Annotated in this window: 13 protein-coding genes; 9 read left to right on the plus strand and 4 right to left on the minus strand. The window is 48.8% G+C overall.

Going from position 1 to position 18,186, the window contains the following annotated elements; translation table 11 throughout:
• Nucleotides 1-19 precede the first annotated feature (19 nt).
• A complete protein-coding gene (locus GWG06_RS08570) occupies nt 20-532 on the minus strand; it encodes a hypothetical protein (protein ID WP_127039455.1) in 513 nt (170 codons plus the stop codon).
• 320 nt (nt 533-852) lie between these two features.
• On the opposite strand from GWG06_RS08570, the gene GWG06_RS08575 reads away from it, so the two are divergent.
• Nucleotides 853-2,103 (plus strand): alkaline phosphatase family protein, encoded by a 1,251-nt coding sequence (locus GWG06_RS08575; protein WP_235938230.1) that lies wholly within the window; start codon nt 853-855, stop codon nt 2,101-2,103.
• 143 nt (nt 2,104-2,246) lie between these two features.
• Here GWG06_RS08575 and gcvP read toward each other — a convergent pair whose 3' ends face one another.
• Nucleotides 2,247-5,078 (minus strand): aminomethyl-transferring glycine dehydrogenase, encoded by a 2,832-nt coding sequence (gene gcvP, locus GWG06_RS08580; RefSeq protein ID WP_235938232.1) that lies wholly within the window; start codon nt 5,076-5,078, stop codon nt 2,247-2,249.
• Nucleotides 5,079-5,283: 205 nt separating this feature from the next.
• Here gcvP and GWG06_RS08585 point away from each other — a divergent pair, with 205 nt between their 5' ends.
• Nucleotides 5,284-5,778 carry a YkgJ family cysteine cluster protein gene (locus GWG06_RS08585; protein WP_127039211.1) on the plus strand — a complete coding sequence of 165 codons (495 nt, stop codon included), beginning with the start codon at nt 5,284-5,286 and terminating at the stop codon, nt 5,776-5,778.
• Between the two features lie 150 nt (nt 5,779-5,928).
• On the opposite strand, the gene GWG06_RS08590 is transcribed toward GWG06_RS08585, so the two are convergent.
• Nucleotides 5,929-7,185 (minus strand): MFS transporter, encoded by a 1,257-nt coding sequence (locus GWG06_RS08590; protein WP_127039214.1) that lies wholly within the window; start codon nt 7,183-7,185, stop codon nt 5,929-5,931.
• Between the two features lie 118 nt (nt 7,186-7,303).
• Here GWG06_RS08590 and GWG06_RS08595 point away from each other — a divergent pair, with 118 nt between their 5' ends.
• Together GWG06_RS08595 and GWG06_RS08600 are read left to right on the plus strand one after the other, a co-directional pair.
• Nucleotides 7,304-8,533 carry a PQQ-dependent sugar dehydrogenase gene (locus GWG06_RS08595; RefSeq protein ID WP_160712565.1) on the plus strand — a complete coding sequence of 410 codons (1,230 nt, stop codon included), beginning with the start codon at nt 7,304-7,306 and terminating at the stop codon, nt 8,531-8,533.
• Between the two features lie 224 nt (nt 8,534-8,757).
• Complete coding sequence (locus GWG06_RS08600; RefSeq protein ID WP_160712567.1) at nt 8,758-10,872, plus strand: carboxy terminal-processing peptidase; 2,115 nt, start codon at nt 8,758-8,760, stop codon at nt 10,870-10,872.
• A gap of 308 nt (nt 10,873-11,180) precedes the next feature.
• On the opposite strand, the gene GWG06_RS08605 is transcribed toward GWG06_RS08600, so the two are convergent.
• Nucleotides 11,181-12,782, minus strand: a complete 1,602-nt coding sequence (locus GWG06_RS08605; protein ID WP_160712569.1) for a S41 family peptidase — start codon at nt 12,780-12,782, stop codon at nt 11,181-11,183.
• Nucleotides 12,783-12,992: 210 nt separating this feature from the next.
• On the opposite strand from GWG06_RS08605, the gene GWG06_RS08610 reads away from it, so the two are divergent.
• From GWG06_RS08610 to GWG06_RS08630, 5 genes are all read left to right on the plus strand, one after another.
• A complete protein-coding gene (locus GWG06_RS08610) occupies nt 12,993-13,841 on the plus strand; it encodes an N-acetylglucosamine kinase (RefSeq protein WP_127039226.1) in 849 nt (282 codons plus the stop codon).
• Between the two features lie 18 nt (nt 13,842-13,859).
• Nucleotides 13,860-14,678 (plus strand): N-acetylmuramic acid 6-phosphate etherase, encoded by an 819-nt coding sequence (gene murQ / locus GWG06_RS08615; protein WP_127039229.1) that lies wholly within the window; start codon nt 13,860-13,862, stop codon nt 14,676-14,678.
• Nucleotides 14,679-14,711: 33 nt separating this feature from the next.
• Nucleotides 14,712-15,275, plus strand: a complete 564-nt coding sequence (locus tag GWG06_RS08620) for a hypothetical protein (RefSeq protein WP_127039232.1) — start codon at nt 14,712-14,714, stop codon at nt 15,273-15,275.
• A 190-nt stretch (nt 15,276-15,465) separates the two neighbouring features.
• Nucleotides 15,466-16,152 carry a succinate dehydrogenase cytochrome b subunit gene (locus tag GWG06_RS08625; RefSeq protein ID WP_127039235.1) on the plus strand — a complete coding sequence of 229 codons (687 nt, stop codon included), beginning with the start codon at nt 15,466-15,468 and terminating at the stop codon, nt 16,150-16,152.
• Between the two features lie 20 nt (nt 16,153-16,172).
• The gene (locus GWG06_RS08630) at nt 16,173-18,146 is read left to right on the plus strand and encodes a fumarate reductase/succinate dehydrogenase flavoprotein subunit (RefSeq protein WP_160712571.1); all 1,974 of its coding nucleotides are present in this window, start codon (nt 16,173-16,175) and stop codon (nt 18,144-18,146) included.
• The last annotated feature ends 40 nt before the right edge of the window (nt 18,147-18,186 follow it).

The following is an 18,186-nucleotide window of genomic DNA, read 5'->3' on the forward strand; positions in this document are numbered from 1 at the left end:
AGGTGAACAGGTGTAAAGACTATTTTTTCGATATGGAAATAATCACGCGGGAATAACGCGCATAGGTGATTTCTACCTCCTGGCCCGCACGGTAGCCTTCCAGCGCGCCGCGCATCCAGTAAAATAATTTTTTCTTTTTGTTTTCAAGTAAAATCATGATGTTGGTCTGCGAATCATTATTTTCCAGGTAAACTGCTTCCATCGGGGCGTGCAGCGTTCCTTTCTGTAAGGCTACCAGGTCTTTCTTCAATGCCCAGTAACGTATATCCGTTACCTTTATGAGCGCGAAAACGAGGGCAATCACAAAGCATATCAGCCATACCCAGAACCAGATGTTTTTGTAGGAGAACAATGACTCGTCAGCATCTCCCAGGTTATTATGTGTGTATAAGTATAATTGAGGGATGATAGCAGCAATTAATAACAACCCAAAGCCTATCATCGCAAACTTGGTTAGCTGTTGCTTGTTTTTTTTCAACGCTTGCTGTAATAGAAAATTCTCTTCAGTTGTAATAAATGTGTAGTCAGACATAGTTCGAATGGTTTTTCAGTTGGCTAATATATAGATAAACAATTAATTAATTAAATTTATATATATAATTTTTTATGTGTTGATCTTTATTTTGCCTGTCTTGTCTGACTTTTGACATTATTATGATAAAATATTATTATTTGTTTCGGGAGATGATTTCAGCGGAACGAGAGCGGATATATTTATCCAGAAACGGGTTTTAATGAATTTATAACGCATGGCGGCGGGCGAACCGGGAAATGTTATCTAAATTACAGCCCATCTTTAACCCATCCTACTGTTCACTTCAATCCATCATTGCTAATTGTAAAAAAATACCAGTGAAGAAATTCATTTTACCGGCGCTCGTTTTCCTGCTTGGCGGCAGCGCATTAATGGCGCAGGACACAACACAACACATCACGGAAGACCGTAAGAACAGCGCTACCCAGCAGTCGAAACCCTATGTAATCATGATCTCCATCGATGGATTCCGTTATGATTATGCAGAGAAACACAATGCTGTCAACCTGCTGCGTTTATCCGGACAGGGCGTACGGGCTACCGCTATGCAGCCCTCCTTTCCAACCCTCACCTTTCCTAATCACTATACCCTTGCCACCGGCATGTATCCCGCTCACCACGGCCTGGTAGATAACCATTTCTATGACCGCAAACGCGATTCTATCTATCGGGTAGGTAACCGCAATACCGTGGAAGACGGCACCTGGTACGGTGGTATACCGCTCTGGGTACTGGCCGAAAAACAACAGATGATCAGCGCCAGCTATTTCTGGGTAGGCTCTGAAAGCGCCATCCAGAACGTAAGACCTACCTACTACTTCAGGTACCAGGAGAAAACAGGCATCGACTCCCGCATTCAGCAGGTCGTGAACTGGCTCTCCCTGCCGGAAGATCAGCGCCCGCATCTCATCACTTTCTATTTCCCGGAAGTGGACCACAGCGGCCATTCCTACGGCCCGGACTCCGACAGTACCCGCAAAGCCGTTCAGTTTGTGGACGCCGCCATCGGTAAAATGGTACAGGAAGTAAATAAACTCCATCTCCCGGTTAACTTCATCGTTGTGGCAGATCACGGCATGTTGAGTATCGACCAGGACCACCCGATTACATTACCGGACTCGCCTGCCATAAAATCACTGCGCAAGGTAGTCAGCAGCGAAAAAATGATGTACTACGGCAACAATGAAGCCGACATCCAGGCTGCCTACAACATCTTCAAACAACATCAACACCACTACACCGCATGGCTCAAAAAGGAAACGCCTGACAGATGGCACTACGGCCAGGAAGATGTATACAACCGCATCGGCGATATCATCCTCGTGGCAGAAGCCAACCATGTCTTTGACATCGGCAGACGCGTACCGCCCGGCCACCACGGCTTCGATAATAACCTGACAGACATGAACGCCATCTTCATGGCCTGGGGCCCCGCCTTCCGGTCAAACACCCGCATCCCCACCTTCGAAAACATACATGTATACCCGTTAGTCGCCAGAATACTGGGACTGACTATCACGCAACCCATAGATGGGAAGGTGGAAGTATTGGAACATACTTTGCAGTAATTACGAATTACGAATTGCGAATTACGAATGTCGTTCGAAGATAAAAGCGAAGACCGAAGCGATCATACTTAAAGTATCCGCTTCGGTCTTCGCTTTTATCTTCGAACTACATTCGTAATTCGCAATTCGTAATTCGTAATTCTTTACGCTGTAGTTTCTTCATACGCGCTCACCGGCTCGCAGGTGCAAATCAGGTTTCTGTCGCCATGGGTGTTATTGACACGGCTAACGGAAGGCCAGAATTTGTTCGCTTTAACGTATTCCAGCGGATATGCGGCCTGCTGACGGCTGTATGGAAGGTTCCATTCGTCGGCGGTAATTACGGACTGTGTATGCGGCGCATGTTTCAGCACGTTGTTCTGTTTGTCGGCCTTGCCTTCTTCTACAGCGCGGATTTCTTCGCGGATAGCCAGCAGGGCATCGCAGAAACGATCCAGTTCTCCTTTGTCTTCACTTTCTGTAGGCTCAATCATGATCGTGCCTGCTACAGGGAAGCTCATGGTAGGAGCGTGGAAGCCGTAGTCCATGAGGCGTTTTGCCACATCTTCCGCTTCAATGCCGGCAGAGGCTTTGAACGGACGCAGGTCTACGATGAACTCGTGTGCGCAGGTGCCGTTAACGCCGGTGTACAATATATCGTATGCTTTTTCCAGTCTTGCCTTCATATAGTTGGCATTCAGGATAGCAAATTCAGATGCCTGTTTAACGCCTTTCGCGCCGAGCATGCGGATGTACGCATAGGAAATCAGCAGGATGCTGGCGGAACCATAAGGCGCTGCAGATACTGCGTTAGACAGCTGACCATTGTTCAGGGTTACGTGACCCGGTAATAACGGTGTCAGGTGTTTGGCTACGCAGATGGGGCCCATGCCGGGACCGCCGCCACCGTGAGGTATGGCGAAGGTTTTGTGCAGGTTCAGGTGACATACGTCTGCACCAATGAGGCCGGGAGCAGTCAGACCTACCTGCGCATTCATGTTGGCGCCGTCCATATAAACCTGGCCACCGTGTTCGTGGATGGTAGCACAGATTTCTTTTACAGATTCTTCATAAACACCGTAGGTAGAAGGGTAGGTAATCATGATACCAGCCAGATCTTTTGAGTGGGCTGCTGCCTTTGCTTTCAGATCCGCTACATCGATGTATCCGTTTTCCAGCGCTTTTACTACAACCACCTTGAAACCAGCCATCACTGCGGAAGCCGGGTTGGTGCCGTGTGCACTGATCGGAATCAGCATCACATTACGATGTCCTTCACCTCTGCTTTCGTGGTACTGACGGATAACCAGCAGACCCGCATATTCGCCCTGGGCGCCGCTGTTAGGCTGCAGGCTGCAGGAGTCGAATCCGGTGATGGTGCTGAGGTATTCGCCCAGTTCATTGGTCATCTGCAGATAACCACCTGCCTGATCTGCCGGTGCAAACGGGTGCATTTTGCTCCAGTGTGCCCAGCTCAGCGGGATCATTTCAGAAGCTGCATTCAGTTTCATGGTGCAGGAACCAAGGGAGATCATGGAGGTGTTCAGGGAAAGGTCCTTGTTCTCCAGTAATTTCAGGTAGCGCATCATCAGCGATTCGCTGTGGTGGCTGTTGAATACGGGGTGTGTCAGGTAAGGGGAGGTACGCTGCAAGGAAGCAGGGATACCGGTATTGCCGGCGGAAATGCTTGCTGCATCCACTTTTCCGGCTCCGAATACCTGCAGGATATCATTTACATCGCCTATGGTAACGGTTTCATCGAGGGAGATACCTGTCTGACCATTTGCAAAATAGCGGAAGTTGATACCGGCAGCTTCTGCGGCCGCTCTTATGTCGCCGGCATTTTCCACTACGATTGTATCGAAGAAGTTGCCGGAAGCGAGTTTCAGTCCTTTTGCCTGCAGCTTCTCTGCCAGTGCGTTAACCAGCAGGGATACGCGGGTAGCAATATTTTTCAGTCCTGCAGGGCCATGGTAAACAGCGTACATAGCCGCCATATTAGCCAGCAATGCCTGTGCAGTACAGATATTGGAAGTTGCTTTTTCACGTTTGATATGCTGCTCGCGGGTTTGCAGCGCCATACGCAGTGCGCGCTGACCCTGTGCATCGATGCTGACACCAATGATACGGCCGGGAATAGAACGTTTGAAGTCATCCTTTACAGCAAAGAATGCTGCGTGCGGACCTCCAAAGCCCAACGGAACACCGAAGCGCTGAGCGGAACCAAAAGCCGCATCTGCACCCAGTTCGCCCGGAGTGGTAAGCAATGTCAGCGCCAGCAGGTCGGTAGCTACGCCAACGAAAGCGCCGGTAGCATGTACCTGTTCAATGAACGCCTGGTAATCTTCTACCGCACCCAGATTGTTGGGGTACTGTATCAGTGCACCGAAATAAGACTCGTCGAAAGTAGCAGTCTTGTAATCACCTACCACCACTTCAATCTGCAGCGGCGTAGCGCGGGTATAAATTACATCTACCGTTTGCGGGTATACGTTAGCATCAACGAAAAACTTAGGCCTGGTTACATGATCGTGATCCTTGTTCAGCGCGTTGAAGAACATGGTCATGGCTTCTGCAGCAGCAGTAGCCTCATCCAGTAAGGAGGCGTTGGCAATCGGCAAACCGGTCAGATCACTTACCATGGTCTGGTAGTTCAGCAGACTTTCCAGGCGACCCTGGGAAATTTCCGCCTGATACGGCGTATACTGCGTATACCATCCCGGATTCTCGAAAACATTACGCAGGATTACGCTCGGCGTAATGGTATCAAAATACCCCTGGCCAATGTAATTGCGCATTACCTTGTTTTTCAGAGAAACATCTTTCAGCTGGCGGAGATAATCACTTTCACTGATCGCTGCGGGTAAGGCCAGCGGCTGCTGCATGCGGATAGCGCCTGGCACAGTTTTATTAATCAGCTCGTCCAGATTGGATACTCCTATGGTCTCCAGCATCTGGTTAGTCTCGGCTTCATTCGGCCCAATGTGACGGTGCACGAATTCAATTTGTTGAATATCAAAAAGATTCATGATGTAAGCAGGTAGTTTGAAATAGAATGCGCAAAGCTATGCAGATTTTAAGCAATCGCCAAACAGTAGGGAACAGCGGCTAAAAACATGATAATTGATGGTTAATATCTGCGCAGATCCCAATTACAATGTCATAGTTTTGTCCAGCAGCTATTTGCTTATCTTTGCGGTGATGAGTAAAATATTAGAAGACTGGGAACAAAAGGCCAAAGATAAGCAAAAGGCCAACAAACAGTTTCTGCAGAAGCTGCAAACCCGCCGCGGTAAAGGGGTAGAGAAGCTCCTGCCTGAGCTGCATGAGGAAGCATTCAGTCAGATTGACTGCCTCGAATGCGGCCGCTGCTGCAAATCTATCAGCCCGCGATTCAAAGCGCCCGACATTAAACGTATTGCCAAATACCTGGGCATGAAGGAAGGCGCCTTCATCGATACCTACCTCCGCATCGACAAGGACGAAGACTATGTTGTCAAATCCTCACCCTGCCCTTTCCTCGGCGCAGACAACGCCTGCAGCATCTACGATGCCCGCCCCGGCGATTGTGCCAACTACCCGTATACCGATAGCTATGATTTCTTCAAACGCCCCAATATTACTTATGAAAATAGTGTAATATGTCCGGCGGTGTATTATGTGCTGGAGAAGCTGAAAGGAGAAATGAAATTATAATTGCGAATTACGAATTGCGAATTACGAATGTAAAAGCGAAGAGCTAAACGTAGATTTAAGGTGATAATTTAAAAATATCCGCTTAAATCTACGTTTAGCTCTTCGCTTTTACATTCGTAATTCGCAATTCGCAATTCGTAATTCCCTGCATCAGGGCTTAAGGTCTAATTTCCGCATGGCCGGCGAAATAATATAAGTCGTTACCACTACGCCCAGCGTTACACAGCCGCCGAATACCACAGAGGAAACAAGGCCGATCTGACGGGCCATAAAGCCACTTTCAAAGGCGCCCAGCTCATTGGAGGAGCCCACAAACATAGAGCTGACAGAGGCAACACGCCCGCGCATGTCATCAGGCGTTTTGAGTTGCAGGATGGTTTGCCGTATGATAACGCTGATGCCATCCAGCGCGCCGCTGATGAGTAATGCAGCCATAGAAAGATAGAAGCTGGTCGAAAGACCGAAAACAATGATACATAGGCCAAAGCCGAAGATGGCTGCCAGCAGCTTGAGACCCGGCTTATTGACCAGCGGTTTGTGCGCCAGTATGAACATGGTAATCAGCGCGCCTACTGCCGGAGCAGAACGTAACAGGCCGTAACCCAGCGAGCCTACATGCAGTACATCTGTAGCAAAAGCCGGCAGCATGGCTACCGCGCCTCCGAATAATACCGCAAACATATCAAGCGCCATAGCTCCCAGCACCACCTTGGTTTTCCACACAAAACGCATCCCGCTGGTGAGCCCTTCAAAAAACGTTTCTCCCTTCGGCGTATAATAAACAGGTTTGGGCTTTATCTGTATCAGGCTGTATAAAGGCGCCAGGAAAATAATCACTACCAGCAGCATGGACCAGTGCACCCCGAACCAGTAGATACAAAAGCCACCCAGCGCAGGCCCCAGCACGCCGCCGATCTGCCATGCAGAACTGCTCCACGTAGAGGCGTTGGCGTAAAGTTCCCTCGGCACCAGCAATGACATCAGCGAAAAATTCGAGGGGCTTACAAAAGAGCGGACAACACCGCCAAAGAATACCAGCACATAAATCATCAGCAGCACATGATGCGTGGAAATGCCTTCCACCGCTTTATCCCAGGTGAGCAGGAACAGGCCGGTACTGATGGCCAGATAGGCAACAACACATTTCAGCAGCATATCGCGTTTCTCCCGCTTGTCTACCAGGTGCCCCGCAAAAGGCGCCAGCAGGACAGCCGGAATAACTTCTGCCAGTCCTATCAGCCCCAGGGAAAACGGATCTCCGGATAAGGCATACACCTTCCACTCTACAATGGCGAACTGCATAGCCAGCGCAAATACAAATGCAAAGCGGATAACGAGGTAGTAATTGAATTCTTTATAACGAAGTGATGCGTATGGGTCGTTCCTGTTTGATGCCGAATTGTCCAAGCTCTGAAGATTTTTTACGAAGGTAGGAAAAAGGCAAAAACAAGAACAGAAAAAGCAAAAAGCCATCAGTACGGAGCGATGAAAAACATATTTTTATTGTTTAAATTCCTACACGTATATGAAACTACAAGGGTTGTTATGGGGCGCTCTCTTTCCCCTGATGTTCGCGGATGCTGCCGTTGCGGCAGATGGTAATGCCACACAGGATCCGCCCGCCCGTAAAGTCAGACTGGCACTGATTACTGATAAATTTATCTCGCCGGTGAATATGGCCGTTCCGCGCGATGGTACGGGCAGGTTATTTTTCTGTCAGAAAGAAGGAAAGGTATGGATCGTAAAAAAAGACGGCTCCCTGCTGCCGAAGCCATTCCTGGATGTCAGCAGCGATATGGTGAAGGTAAACCCGGCGTACGATGAAAGAGGCCTGCTGGGAATGGCCTTCCATCCTGACTTTAAGAAGAACCGTAAATTTTATGTCTACTACAGCGCGCCGGTGGAGAAACCCGTGAAAAAAGTGCTGGACCATAAAAGCCGGCTTGTGGAATTTACCGCTTCAGCTGCAGATCCCAATGTGGCAGATCCGGCATCCAAACGCGTACTGATGGAAATCAACCAGCCGGAATCCAATCATAACGGCGGCCAGCTGGAATTTGGCGCTGATGGCTATCTGTATATAGGGCTGGGTGATGGCGGCGGTGGTGGCGACAAGCACGGTACTGCCGGCAACGGACAGGATCTGGGCACGCTGCTGGGAAAAATTCTGCGCATCGATGTAAACGGTAATCCGTATAGGATCCCGGCAGATAACCCCTTCGTGAAAACTGCCGGCGCAAAGCCTGAAATATGGGCCTACGGCCTGCGCAACCCCTGGCGCTTTTCCTTTGACCGCAGTACGCGCAAACTCTTTGCCGGCGACGTAGGACAAGCGCTCTATGAAGAAGTGGATATCATCACTAAAGGTGGAAATTACGGCTGGCGCATCATGGAAGGGTATCATGATTTCAATGTGCCCGCCGGTGCTGACAAAAGCAAACTGATTGCACCAATCCACGAATACGACCACGATCTGGGGATCAGTATCACCGGCGGCTATGTTTACCGCGGCAAGGCTATTCCCTCACTGAAAGGGGGGTACGTTTTTGGCGATTACAACGGGAAAACCTTTGTGCTGGCCCCTAAAGGCAGTAAATGGGAACGGGCGGACCTGGAACTGACTGATCGCCCTAAGGATAATCCCTTCATCCTCAGCTGGGGAGAAGATGAAGAGGGCGAAATTTATATGCTCACCAGCTCCTCTACCAAAGATGGTTTCAAAGGGGCGGTGTATAAGCTGATACCCGCCAGATAAAAAATTTTTTGCTGCAGCTTTCAGCGGAAAAAAAGCCGCTGAAAGCTGACTATCAACATACTGTCTGTTCCCTGCCCACAGCCGCTATTCCTCCGGCCAGACCGCTAAAAGCTGCCTGCTAACCATTTGGCCCAATTTTTTGTTAAAAGGAATAAAATCCTCCGGCGACGGTCGATTTTATTTTATATTTGGTCAGACAACGTTTACGTTCAATTGAGATACATATGAGACTGAAAGTGATAATACCGGTAGTGCTGCTCAGCATCTCCGCCGGAGTGTTGGCCTTTAATAAGCTGGGACATAGCGAAGACCCTCCGGGCCGTTATGAAGTGATTATGAACCTGGTCGGACAAATGCTGAAAGAAGGACACTACCAACCTAAACAAATTGATGACGCCTTCTCTAAAGAGGTTTTCAATAAATACCTGCGCAGCCTGGATGTGGAAAAGAAATTTTTCCTCAAATCAGATATCAACAAACTGCAGCCATTGTCAACACATATCGACGATGAACTGAAGGGCGCTTCCCTGGATTGCTTCCGCAGCATCAACACCCTCATCAAACAAAGAGTGGCAGAAGCAGCGGCTATCTATCCGGAAATTCTTGCCAAACCATTCGACTTTACTGCCGACGAAAAAGTGACGCTGGATCCGGAGAAACTGGATTTTCCGGCAGATGAAAATGCCCGTAAGGAAGCCTGGCGCAAAGTACTGAAATACCGTACCCTGGAAAAACTCACCGACCTGCAGGAGCTCCGCGATAAAAACAAAGACAGTGCGAAAACCAAAACAGACGCAGACCTGGAAGCAGAAGCGCGTACTAAGGTGAAACAACTGTATGACCGCTATTTTGAGCGCCTGAAAAACAGGCAGAATGATAATGACCGCTTCAACCTGTATGTGAATGCGATCACCACTACCATGGATCCGCATACCGACTACTTCCCGCCGGATGAAAAACGCGCTTTCGAAGAACAGATGGCCGGTAAATTCTTCGGTATCGGCGCCCAGCTGAAGGAAGAAGGCGATAGGATCAAAGTAATCAGCATCGTTACAGGCAGCCCCAGCTGGAAACAGGGACAACTGAAAGCTAACGACGTTATCCAGAAAGTAGCACAGGGAAATGCTGAACCGGTAGATATCACCGGATACCCGGTAGAAGATGCCGTGAAGCTCATCCGCGGTAAAAAAGGTACCCCCGTTAAACTGACAGTGAAAAGCGTGGACGGTACGGTAAAGGATATTACCATCGTGCGTGATGAAATCGTTACAGAGGAAACATTCGCGAAATCTGCCATCATTAATGGACAGCATAAAATAGGTTATATCTACCTGCCAGAATTCTACGCTGACTTCAACGACCGCAACGGCGCCCGCAGCGCAGAAGATGTGGCTAAAGAAGTAGCTAAGCTCAAAGCAGAAAAAGTAGAAGGCATCATCCTCGATCTCCGCTTCAACGGCGGTGGCTCCCTCCAGGACGTTGTACAGATGGCCGGCCTCTTCATTCCGGAAGGCCCGGTAGTACAGGTAAGATCCAGAGGCGGCGATGCCGTGGTGCTCCGCGACCGTGATAAAAATGTACAGTACGATGGCCCACTGGCTATCATGGTGAATGAATACAGCGCCTCTGCATCTGAAATCCTGGCCGCTGCCATGCAGGACTATAAACGCGCCGTGGTTATCGGCAGCTCCCAGACCTTCGGTAAAGGTACCGTACAACGCCTCTTCAACCTGGATGATTTCTATCCGACAAAAGACGGCATCAGCCTCGGTGCACTGAAACTTACCCAGCAGAAATTCTACCGCGCAAACGGTGGCTCCACCCAGCTGAAAGGCGTTGCCTCCGATGTAGTATTGCCGGATCCATATTATGAAGTAGCTGAGCGCAAAGACAGCGATGCGCTGGCATGGGATGAAATTCCCCGCGCAGCCTTCACTCCATGGATCAACCCGGTGCCTACAGAAGCGCTGAAAAAGAACAGCGAAAAAAGAATGTCTTCCAGCACCGCCTTCAAAATGCTGAACGAAAATCTGAGTACCCTGAAGAAAATGGAGAAACAGGAAACTTATTCCCTGAATCTGCAGACCTATAAATCAGAACAAAAATCAAATACTGCTGCCCTGAAAAAATACGATGCCGTTAATGATAAAGTGAAAGAGCTCAGCATCGTAAACATCAAATCCGATATGGACAAACTGGGTAACGATTCTTCTAAAATAGCCCGTAACAAAGACTGGCTGAAAGTAAGAACCAAAGACATTTACCTGGACGAAGCCGTAAACGTCATGAACGACCTGATTGTGATGTCACTGCCTAAAATGCAGCGTAAGAACCAGTAGTTAAGTCAAATTACGAATTACGAATTACGAATTGCGAATGAAAGCGGAGAGCGAAGCGAAGATCAAATTTAAGATCCGCTTCGCTCTCCCTTTTTATTTGTAATGATAATAGAAAAGCGGAAAGGTGATTCACCTCTCCGCTTTTCTATTACATAATCTATAATATGCGCTGAAATTATACCATCCTCAACAATCAAATCCCTACAATCAAACCTCCACAATCAAACCTCCACAATCAAATCTCCACAATCAAATCTCCACAATCAAATCTCCACAATCAAATCTCAAATAGCAAAATAATAAAATAACTACTGTTTGTCCAGGGTCTCCAGCGCCTTCTTCACAACCGGGTCGGTGGTGTTGATGGTTTCGTAGAAGCCTTCCTTGTTGTACAGTTGTCTTGCCATCATGGCTTTAAGGCGCGTTCTGATTTCAGTATCATCGTGGCCGGAGAGTTTATCCAGGCCAGGGATGCTGTCTTTTTTCGCGAATTCGCGGAAATCGTTCAGCAGGGCAGGGCTTAACTGGAACGACTGTACGAAGTCGCCGGCGTCCTTATATCTTTTAAAATCTTCTTTATGGGAAGTATAGTACTGGTATACGAAGTTACTGATGGTATTACGTGTATACAGTGCCGTTAGTGTTTTAGAGAAACGGGCGGTATCGAAGGGTACGAAAACATCAGGGGTGATGCCGCCGCCGCCGTATACGCGGCGTCCGGAGGCGGTGGTATACGGAACGGTATCAGTGATTCTGATACTGTCTTTATTGACCAGTTCTCCGTGGTTGAAGCGTTCCATAATGTCTTCGTCATAGGCGTCATTGCCTTTGCTGTAAGGTTTCTGGATGCTTCTGCCGGAAGGTATGAAGTAGCGGGCCACGGTGAGGCGCAGGGCGCCGCCGTTGTCGAGGTCATATTGTTCCTGCACGAGTCCTTTCCCGAAGGTCCGGCGTCCGATGATGGTGCCGCGGTCCCAGTCCTGGATGGCGCCGGCCAGGATTTCACTGGCGGAGGCAGAGCCTTCGTCGGTGAGGATGGCGAGCGGGCCGCTCTCGAACATGCCGGGGCGTTTGGTTTTATAGTCGGTGCGCGGATACGCTTTTCCTTTGGTATAGAGAATGAGGCGCTGATCTGTCAGCAGTTCATCCAGGATCCGGGTGGCGGCATCCATAAATCCGCCGGGGTTCTGGCGCACATCGATGATGAGTTTCTTCATGCCTTGTCTTTCCAGGCTGCGCATGGCTTTCAGGAATTCGTCGAAAGTGGTGGCAGAGAACTTGCTGATTTTGATATAGCCGGTACCGGGAGTAATCATATAGCTGGCATCTACGCTGTAGAGCGGAATAACGCCGCGTTTGATAGGTACGTGTATCAGTTTCTGCTGGCGCAGGAGGGTGGTATTAACGACTGAACCGGCGGGGCCGAGCAGTAATTTGCGGATTTTTTCGGAGGTGATGCCATTGCCGGCCACGAGGCTGTCATTTACCTTAATGATTTTATCGCCGGATTGCAGGCCTGCTTTTTCAGAAGGGCCTCCGCTCAGTACAGCGATTACGTTCACAGTATCTGCGGTGATATTAAATTCCACGCCGATACCTTCGAAGTTGCCCTCCAGGTCCTGGTTGACAGCCTGCAGCTGGGAAGGCGGAATGTATACGGAGTGTGGGTCAAGGTGTGACAGTAACCCTTCTATTGCTTCCTGTTGCAGCTTTTCCGTGTCCATGGTATCTACGTACTTGGACTTCACCAGGTCCATTACCTCCTGCAACGGGCCTTTGGCGGGTTTGGCAAAAAATACAGTAGCGCCGCCGGTGTTGGAGCCGGGCATTTTATGCCCCAGGAACATTCCTAAGGCTAAGACAACTGCAAAGAGAAAAGGTAAAAAAACATTCAGCTTCCTGTTAGACATATTTTGATAATTATCCGCTTGTTTATGACCAATCTTACCATGTAATATAAGCCGCTGGCGGAAAGAAATCCGTTGCGTGCATGCATCATCATAGCTTAAACTTCAAGGGGGCTATTTGTTTTTATGAAACCCTTTTGTTTAAATTGTGACAAAAATAGCATAAATCGGGTGCAAACTTTTACGATTCTTTAATTTCATAAATTACAGGGTATGGCGGCAAGAGTAAAGCTGATAGCTGATAGCGGATCAACAAAGACGGAATGGGCCCTGCTGGGCGACCAGCAGCCTGCTGTTTTCAATACACAGGGCGTAAGCCCCTATTTCCAGTCTGCCGCGCAGATCACGGGAATAATGGAAGGGGAGTTGTTACCGCAACTGCCGGCCGGTGTACATATAGATGAAGTCTATTTCTATGGCACCGGATTATCACAACCTAAAAATATCCAGCTGGTAACCGACAGCCTGAAAAGTGTGTGGCCGGCAGCGCTGATAGATGTAAACCACGACCTGATGGGCGCTGCCCGTGCACTCTGCGGCCGCGAGCCGGGCATTGCCAGCATCCTGGGAACGGGGTCTAACTCCTGCTACTTCGACGGAGAGAAAATAGTGAAAAACAATCCCGGTCTCGGTTTCATCCTGGGCGATGAGGGCAGCGGCGCCTATCTGGGCCGAAAGGTACTGCAGTATTACCTCTACAATACCTTCGATGAGGAGTTGATGGCGCGGTTCGACCAGAAATTCAATACCAGTAAGGACGAAATACTGGAGAACATATACCGGAAACCCCTGGCCAACCGGTACCTATCCAGGTTTGCCAGCTTCCTTTCTGAAAACCGGCAGCATTTCCTGGTCGAAAATATCCTGGAAGACGGATTGAATGACTTCTTCTTTAATCATATTTATAAATACCGGGAAAGCTGGACAACGGCGCTGCATTTCACAGGCGGCATCGCCTGGCATTTCCAGGACGTGATCCGCGAGCTGTGCGATCTGTACGAACTCCCTATGGGCAAGATACTCCGTACGCCCATGGATGGCCTGATCGTATTTCATAGTTAATCTTACAACACTTCATATATGGCATTTGAAAAAGTAACTGAACAGGCTTCTGTATATCGTCACCTCGAAAAGATGAGTATCCAGGAAATACTGACGAATATTAATAAAGAAGACAGGACAGTTCCCCTGGCAGTGGAAAAATCTATTCCCCAGATAGAAAAGCTGGTGGCGGCCATTGCCGACAGGATGCTGGCCGGAGGCCGTTTGTTTTACATGGGAGCAGGCACCAGCGGTCGTCTGGGTATTGTAGATGCGTCTGAATGCCCGCCCACCTTCGGAGTACCGCAGGGGCTGGTTATTGGTATCATTGCCGGCGGCGATTCTGCCATCCGTAAGGCGGTAGAATTCGCAGAAGATGACCGGGAGCAGGGATGGAAGGATCTGCAGGAGTATAATATCACCGATAAAGACGTAGTAGTGGGCATTGCAGCCAGCGGTACCACGCCCTATGTTATCGGCGCACTGGATAAATGCAGGAGCCATGGCATTATTACCGGCAGCATCAGCTGTAATCCGGGGTCCCCGGTATCTGCCGCGGCCGATTTCCCGGTGGAAGTGGTGGTAGGCCCTGAGTTTGTTACCGGCAGCACCCGTATGAAAAGCGGTACAGCCCAGAAACTGGTACTGAACATGATCTCCACCGCAGTGATGATACAGCTGGGGCGGGTAGAAGATAACAAAATGGTAAACATGCAGCTGAGCAACGAAAAGCTGGTAGACAGAGGCGTGAAAATGCTGATGGAGAAGCTGTCGCTCACGGATTACGAACAGGCGCAGCAGTTGCTGCTGAAGGCAGGCAGCGTGAAGAAAGCTGTGGACGATTTTGCAAAAGCATGATTATCCCCGAAATTTGCAGCGTAAGAAGGATATATGCATACAATAGAACCATATTATAACTGGCGGCACCTGTATGCTGCTGAAGAAGACGAGCTATCGCCGTTCTATGGACGGGAATACAGTGAATTTGAATTCTCCAATACCGTATATAATTACTACGTACATCCGCAGTGGGACGACTTTGGTTCCCGTAACCTATACATGAAGATCCTGTACGCAGACTATCAGTTCAATTTTGCTATCATAGAACTGCTGGGAGAATGGAACGATGCCATTGATAACGATATCATGACCCTGAAACGGGAAATCATTGATGTGCTGATCGCAGAGGGCATCCGTAAATTCATTCTCATCACAGAAAATGTGATGAATTTCCACTCCTCCGATGATTGCTATTACGAAGAATGGTGGGATGATATCAAAGATGATGGGGGATGGATTGTTAGCCTGAATATGCCGGAAGCCACCCGCCAGGAGTTCGAGAGAGCACGGCTCCACCACTATATACATCTGCTGGATGACGATAAATGGCGAACATATCAGCCCTTGCATTTGTATAATATGATAGACAATATCATGCTGAAACGGTTGGAATAATTAATTAATTTTCATTGCAAAATGAAAGATATTATGCATGAAGTATTGATTATCAATTATTTTATGCATTGACCTCTACTCTTATTTGACTAAAAACCTGATAAATATCATTTGGTTTTTATTTTTCCTGCGCTAAATTTGCGCGACATTTCAATCATCATTTTATACTAGGAAGCTTAGAATTTTACTTATGAAGTGGTCACAGTTCTTTAATACCTCTATCGGTAAGAAGTTATTAGTAGGTGCTACCGGTTTGTTTCTTTGCAGCTTTGTTATTGTGCACCTGGCGGGTAATTTCCAGCTGCTGTATAATGACGAGGGCAAGGCATTCAACATTTATGCCCAGTTCATGGGGCACAACAGCCTGATTCAGTTTATCGCCTGGGGGTTGAAAGTAGTGATTTTGCTGCATGCCATCATTGCACTGCAGCTTACTTTCCGCAACAGGGCCGCCCGTCCGGTGAAATATGCCGTGAATCCGGGTAATCAGACATCTTCCTGGTTCAGCCGTCAGATGGCTATCATGGGAAGCATTCTCTTTATCTTCATTGTGATTCACCTCGCCAATTTCTGGGGTAAATTCCACTATGCTGAAATGCCTGTGCGTTCCTATGCCGGTGTGGAAGAACCACTGAAAGATCTGTACGCGTTATCTTATGAAACCTTCAGCAATGTATGGCTGGTAATACTGTACGTTATCGGTATGATCGGTTTGTCATTCCACCTGATCCACGGTTTCAAGAGCGCTTTCCAGACTTTCGGTCTGAATCACAAAAAGTACAACGGTTTAATCAACTTCGTAGGTGTATGGATCTTTGGTATCCTTATCCCTGTTGGCTTTGCCATTATTCCGATTGTAATCTATTTAAAAAAATAACTTCTGTAAAGTAAGGATATATGTTGAACGCAAAAATTCCTGCCGGACCATTAAACAATAAATGGGAAGATTATAAAGGACATTGTAAGCTGGTGAACCCTGCCAATAAGCGCAGTCTTGAAGTGATTGTTATTGGTACCGGTTTGGCTGGCGCTTCAGCAGCGGCTTCATTGGGTGAGTTGGGGTATAAGGTTAAAGCATTCTGCTTTCAGGATAGTCCGCGCCGTGCGCACAGTATTGCTGCCCAGGGTGGTATCAATGCGGCTAAAAATTATCAGAACGATGGTGACTCCGTTTTCCGTCTCTTCTACGACACTGTAAAAGGTGGTGACTACCGCGCCCGCGAAGCCAACGTACATCGCCTGGCTGAAGTGAGTGGTAATATTATAGATCAGTGCGTGGCACAGGGGGTTCCCTTTGCCCGTGAATACGGTGGCCTGTTAAGTAACCGCTCTTTCGGTGGTACACAGGTACAGCGTACTTTTTATGCGGCAGGCCAGACAGGCCAGCAGCTGCTCCTCGGCGCCTATTCCGCATTGGAACGCCAGGTAGCTCTCGGTAACGTGAAAATGTACAGCCGCCACGAAATGCTGGAAATCGTAAAGATCGATGGCAAAGCCCGTGGTATCATTGCACGCGACCTCGTAACAGGTGAACTGGAACGCCACTTCGGCCATGCAGTACTGATCTGCAGCGGTGGTTACGGCAACGTGTTCTTCCTGTCCACCAACGCAATGGGTTCCAATGTAACAGCAGCCTGGAAAGCCACCAAAAACGGTGCGTACTTCGCCAACCCCTGCTTTACACAGATCCACCCGACCTGTATCCCGGTATCCGGCGATCACCAGTCCAAACTGACGCTGATGTCTGAATCACTGCGTAACGACGGACGTATCTGGGTGCCCAAAAAACAGAACGATACCCGCAAAGCCAGCGACATCCCTGAAGATGAAAGGGATTACTACCTGGAAAGAAGATACCCTGCATTCGGTAACCTCGTTCCCCGTGACGTGGCCTCCCGTGCAGCAAAGGAAAGATGCGACGCCGGCTATGGCGTAGGTACCTCCAAACAGGCGGTATTCCTCGACTTCGCCGCAGCTATCGAACGTTACGGTAACATCGAAGCCGGTAAACGCCAGATGGGTAACATCTCCAAAGAAGAAATCATTAAACTCGGAAAGGAAGTTGTAGCCGAAAAATATGGTAACCTGTTCGACATGTACGCCAAAATTACCGGTGAAAACCCTTACGAAACACCCATGCGTATCTACCCGGCGGTTCACTACACCATGGGCGGACTGTGGGTTGACTACGAACTCCAGACAACCGTTCCCGGCCTGTACTCCCTCGGTGAAGCCAACTTCTCCGACCACGGCGCTAACCGCCTCGGTGCTTCTGCACTCATGCAGGGCCTGGCAGACGGCTACTTCGTGATCCCGTACACCCTGGGTAACTACCTCGCAGATGAAATCCGCACCAAAGCTATCCCTACCGATCACCCGGCATTCACGGAAGCTGAAAATAAAGTGAAAGAAACCATCAACAAATTCATGACCATCAAGGGTACCAAATCTGTTGACTTCTACCACAAAAAACTCGGTAAGATCATGTGGGACAAGTGCGGTATGGCACGTAACGAACAAGGTCTGAAAGAAGCCATCGCAGAAATCAAAGCGCTGCGCGCAGAATTCTGGCAGAATGTACGCGTACCAGGCAACGAAAAAGAGTTCAACCCTGAACTGGAAAAAGCAGGCCGTGTAGCAGACTTCCTCGAACTGGGCGAACTGATGTGCCTCGACGCACTGAACCGCCGCGAATCCTGTGGCGGCCACTTCCGCGAAGAGTCTCAGACTCCGGACGGCGAAGCTCAACGCGATGACGCTAACTTCAGCTATGTGGCTGCATGGGAATACAAAGGCGACGGCCAGTACGAACTGCACAAAGAACCACTGGTGTTCGAAGAATGTAAACCTACTCAGCGTAGCTACAAATAATGGTTATTGGTTGATTGCATACAATTAACCAGGATTATAA

The sequence above is a fragment of the Chitinophaga solisilvae genome, from assembly GCF_009928525.1.
Classification (GTDB): domain Bacteria; phylum Bacteroidota; class Bacteroidia; order Chitinophagales; family Chitinophagaceae; genus Chitinophaga; species Chitinophaga solisilvae.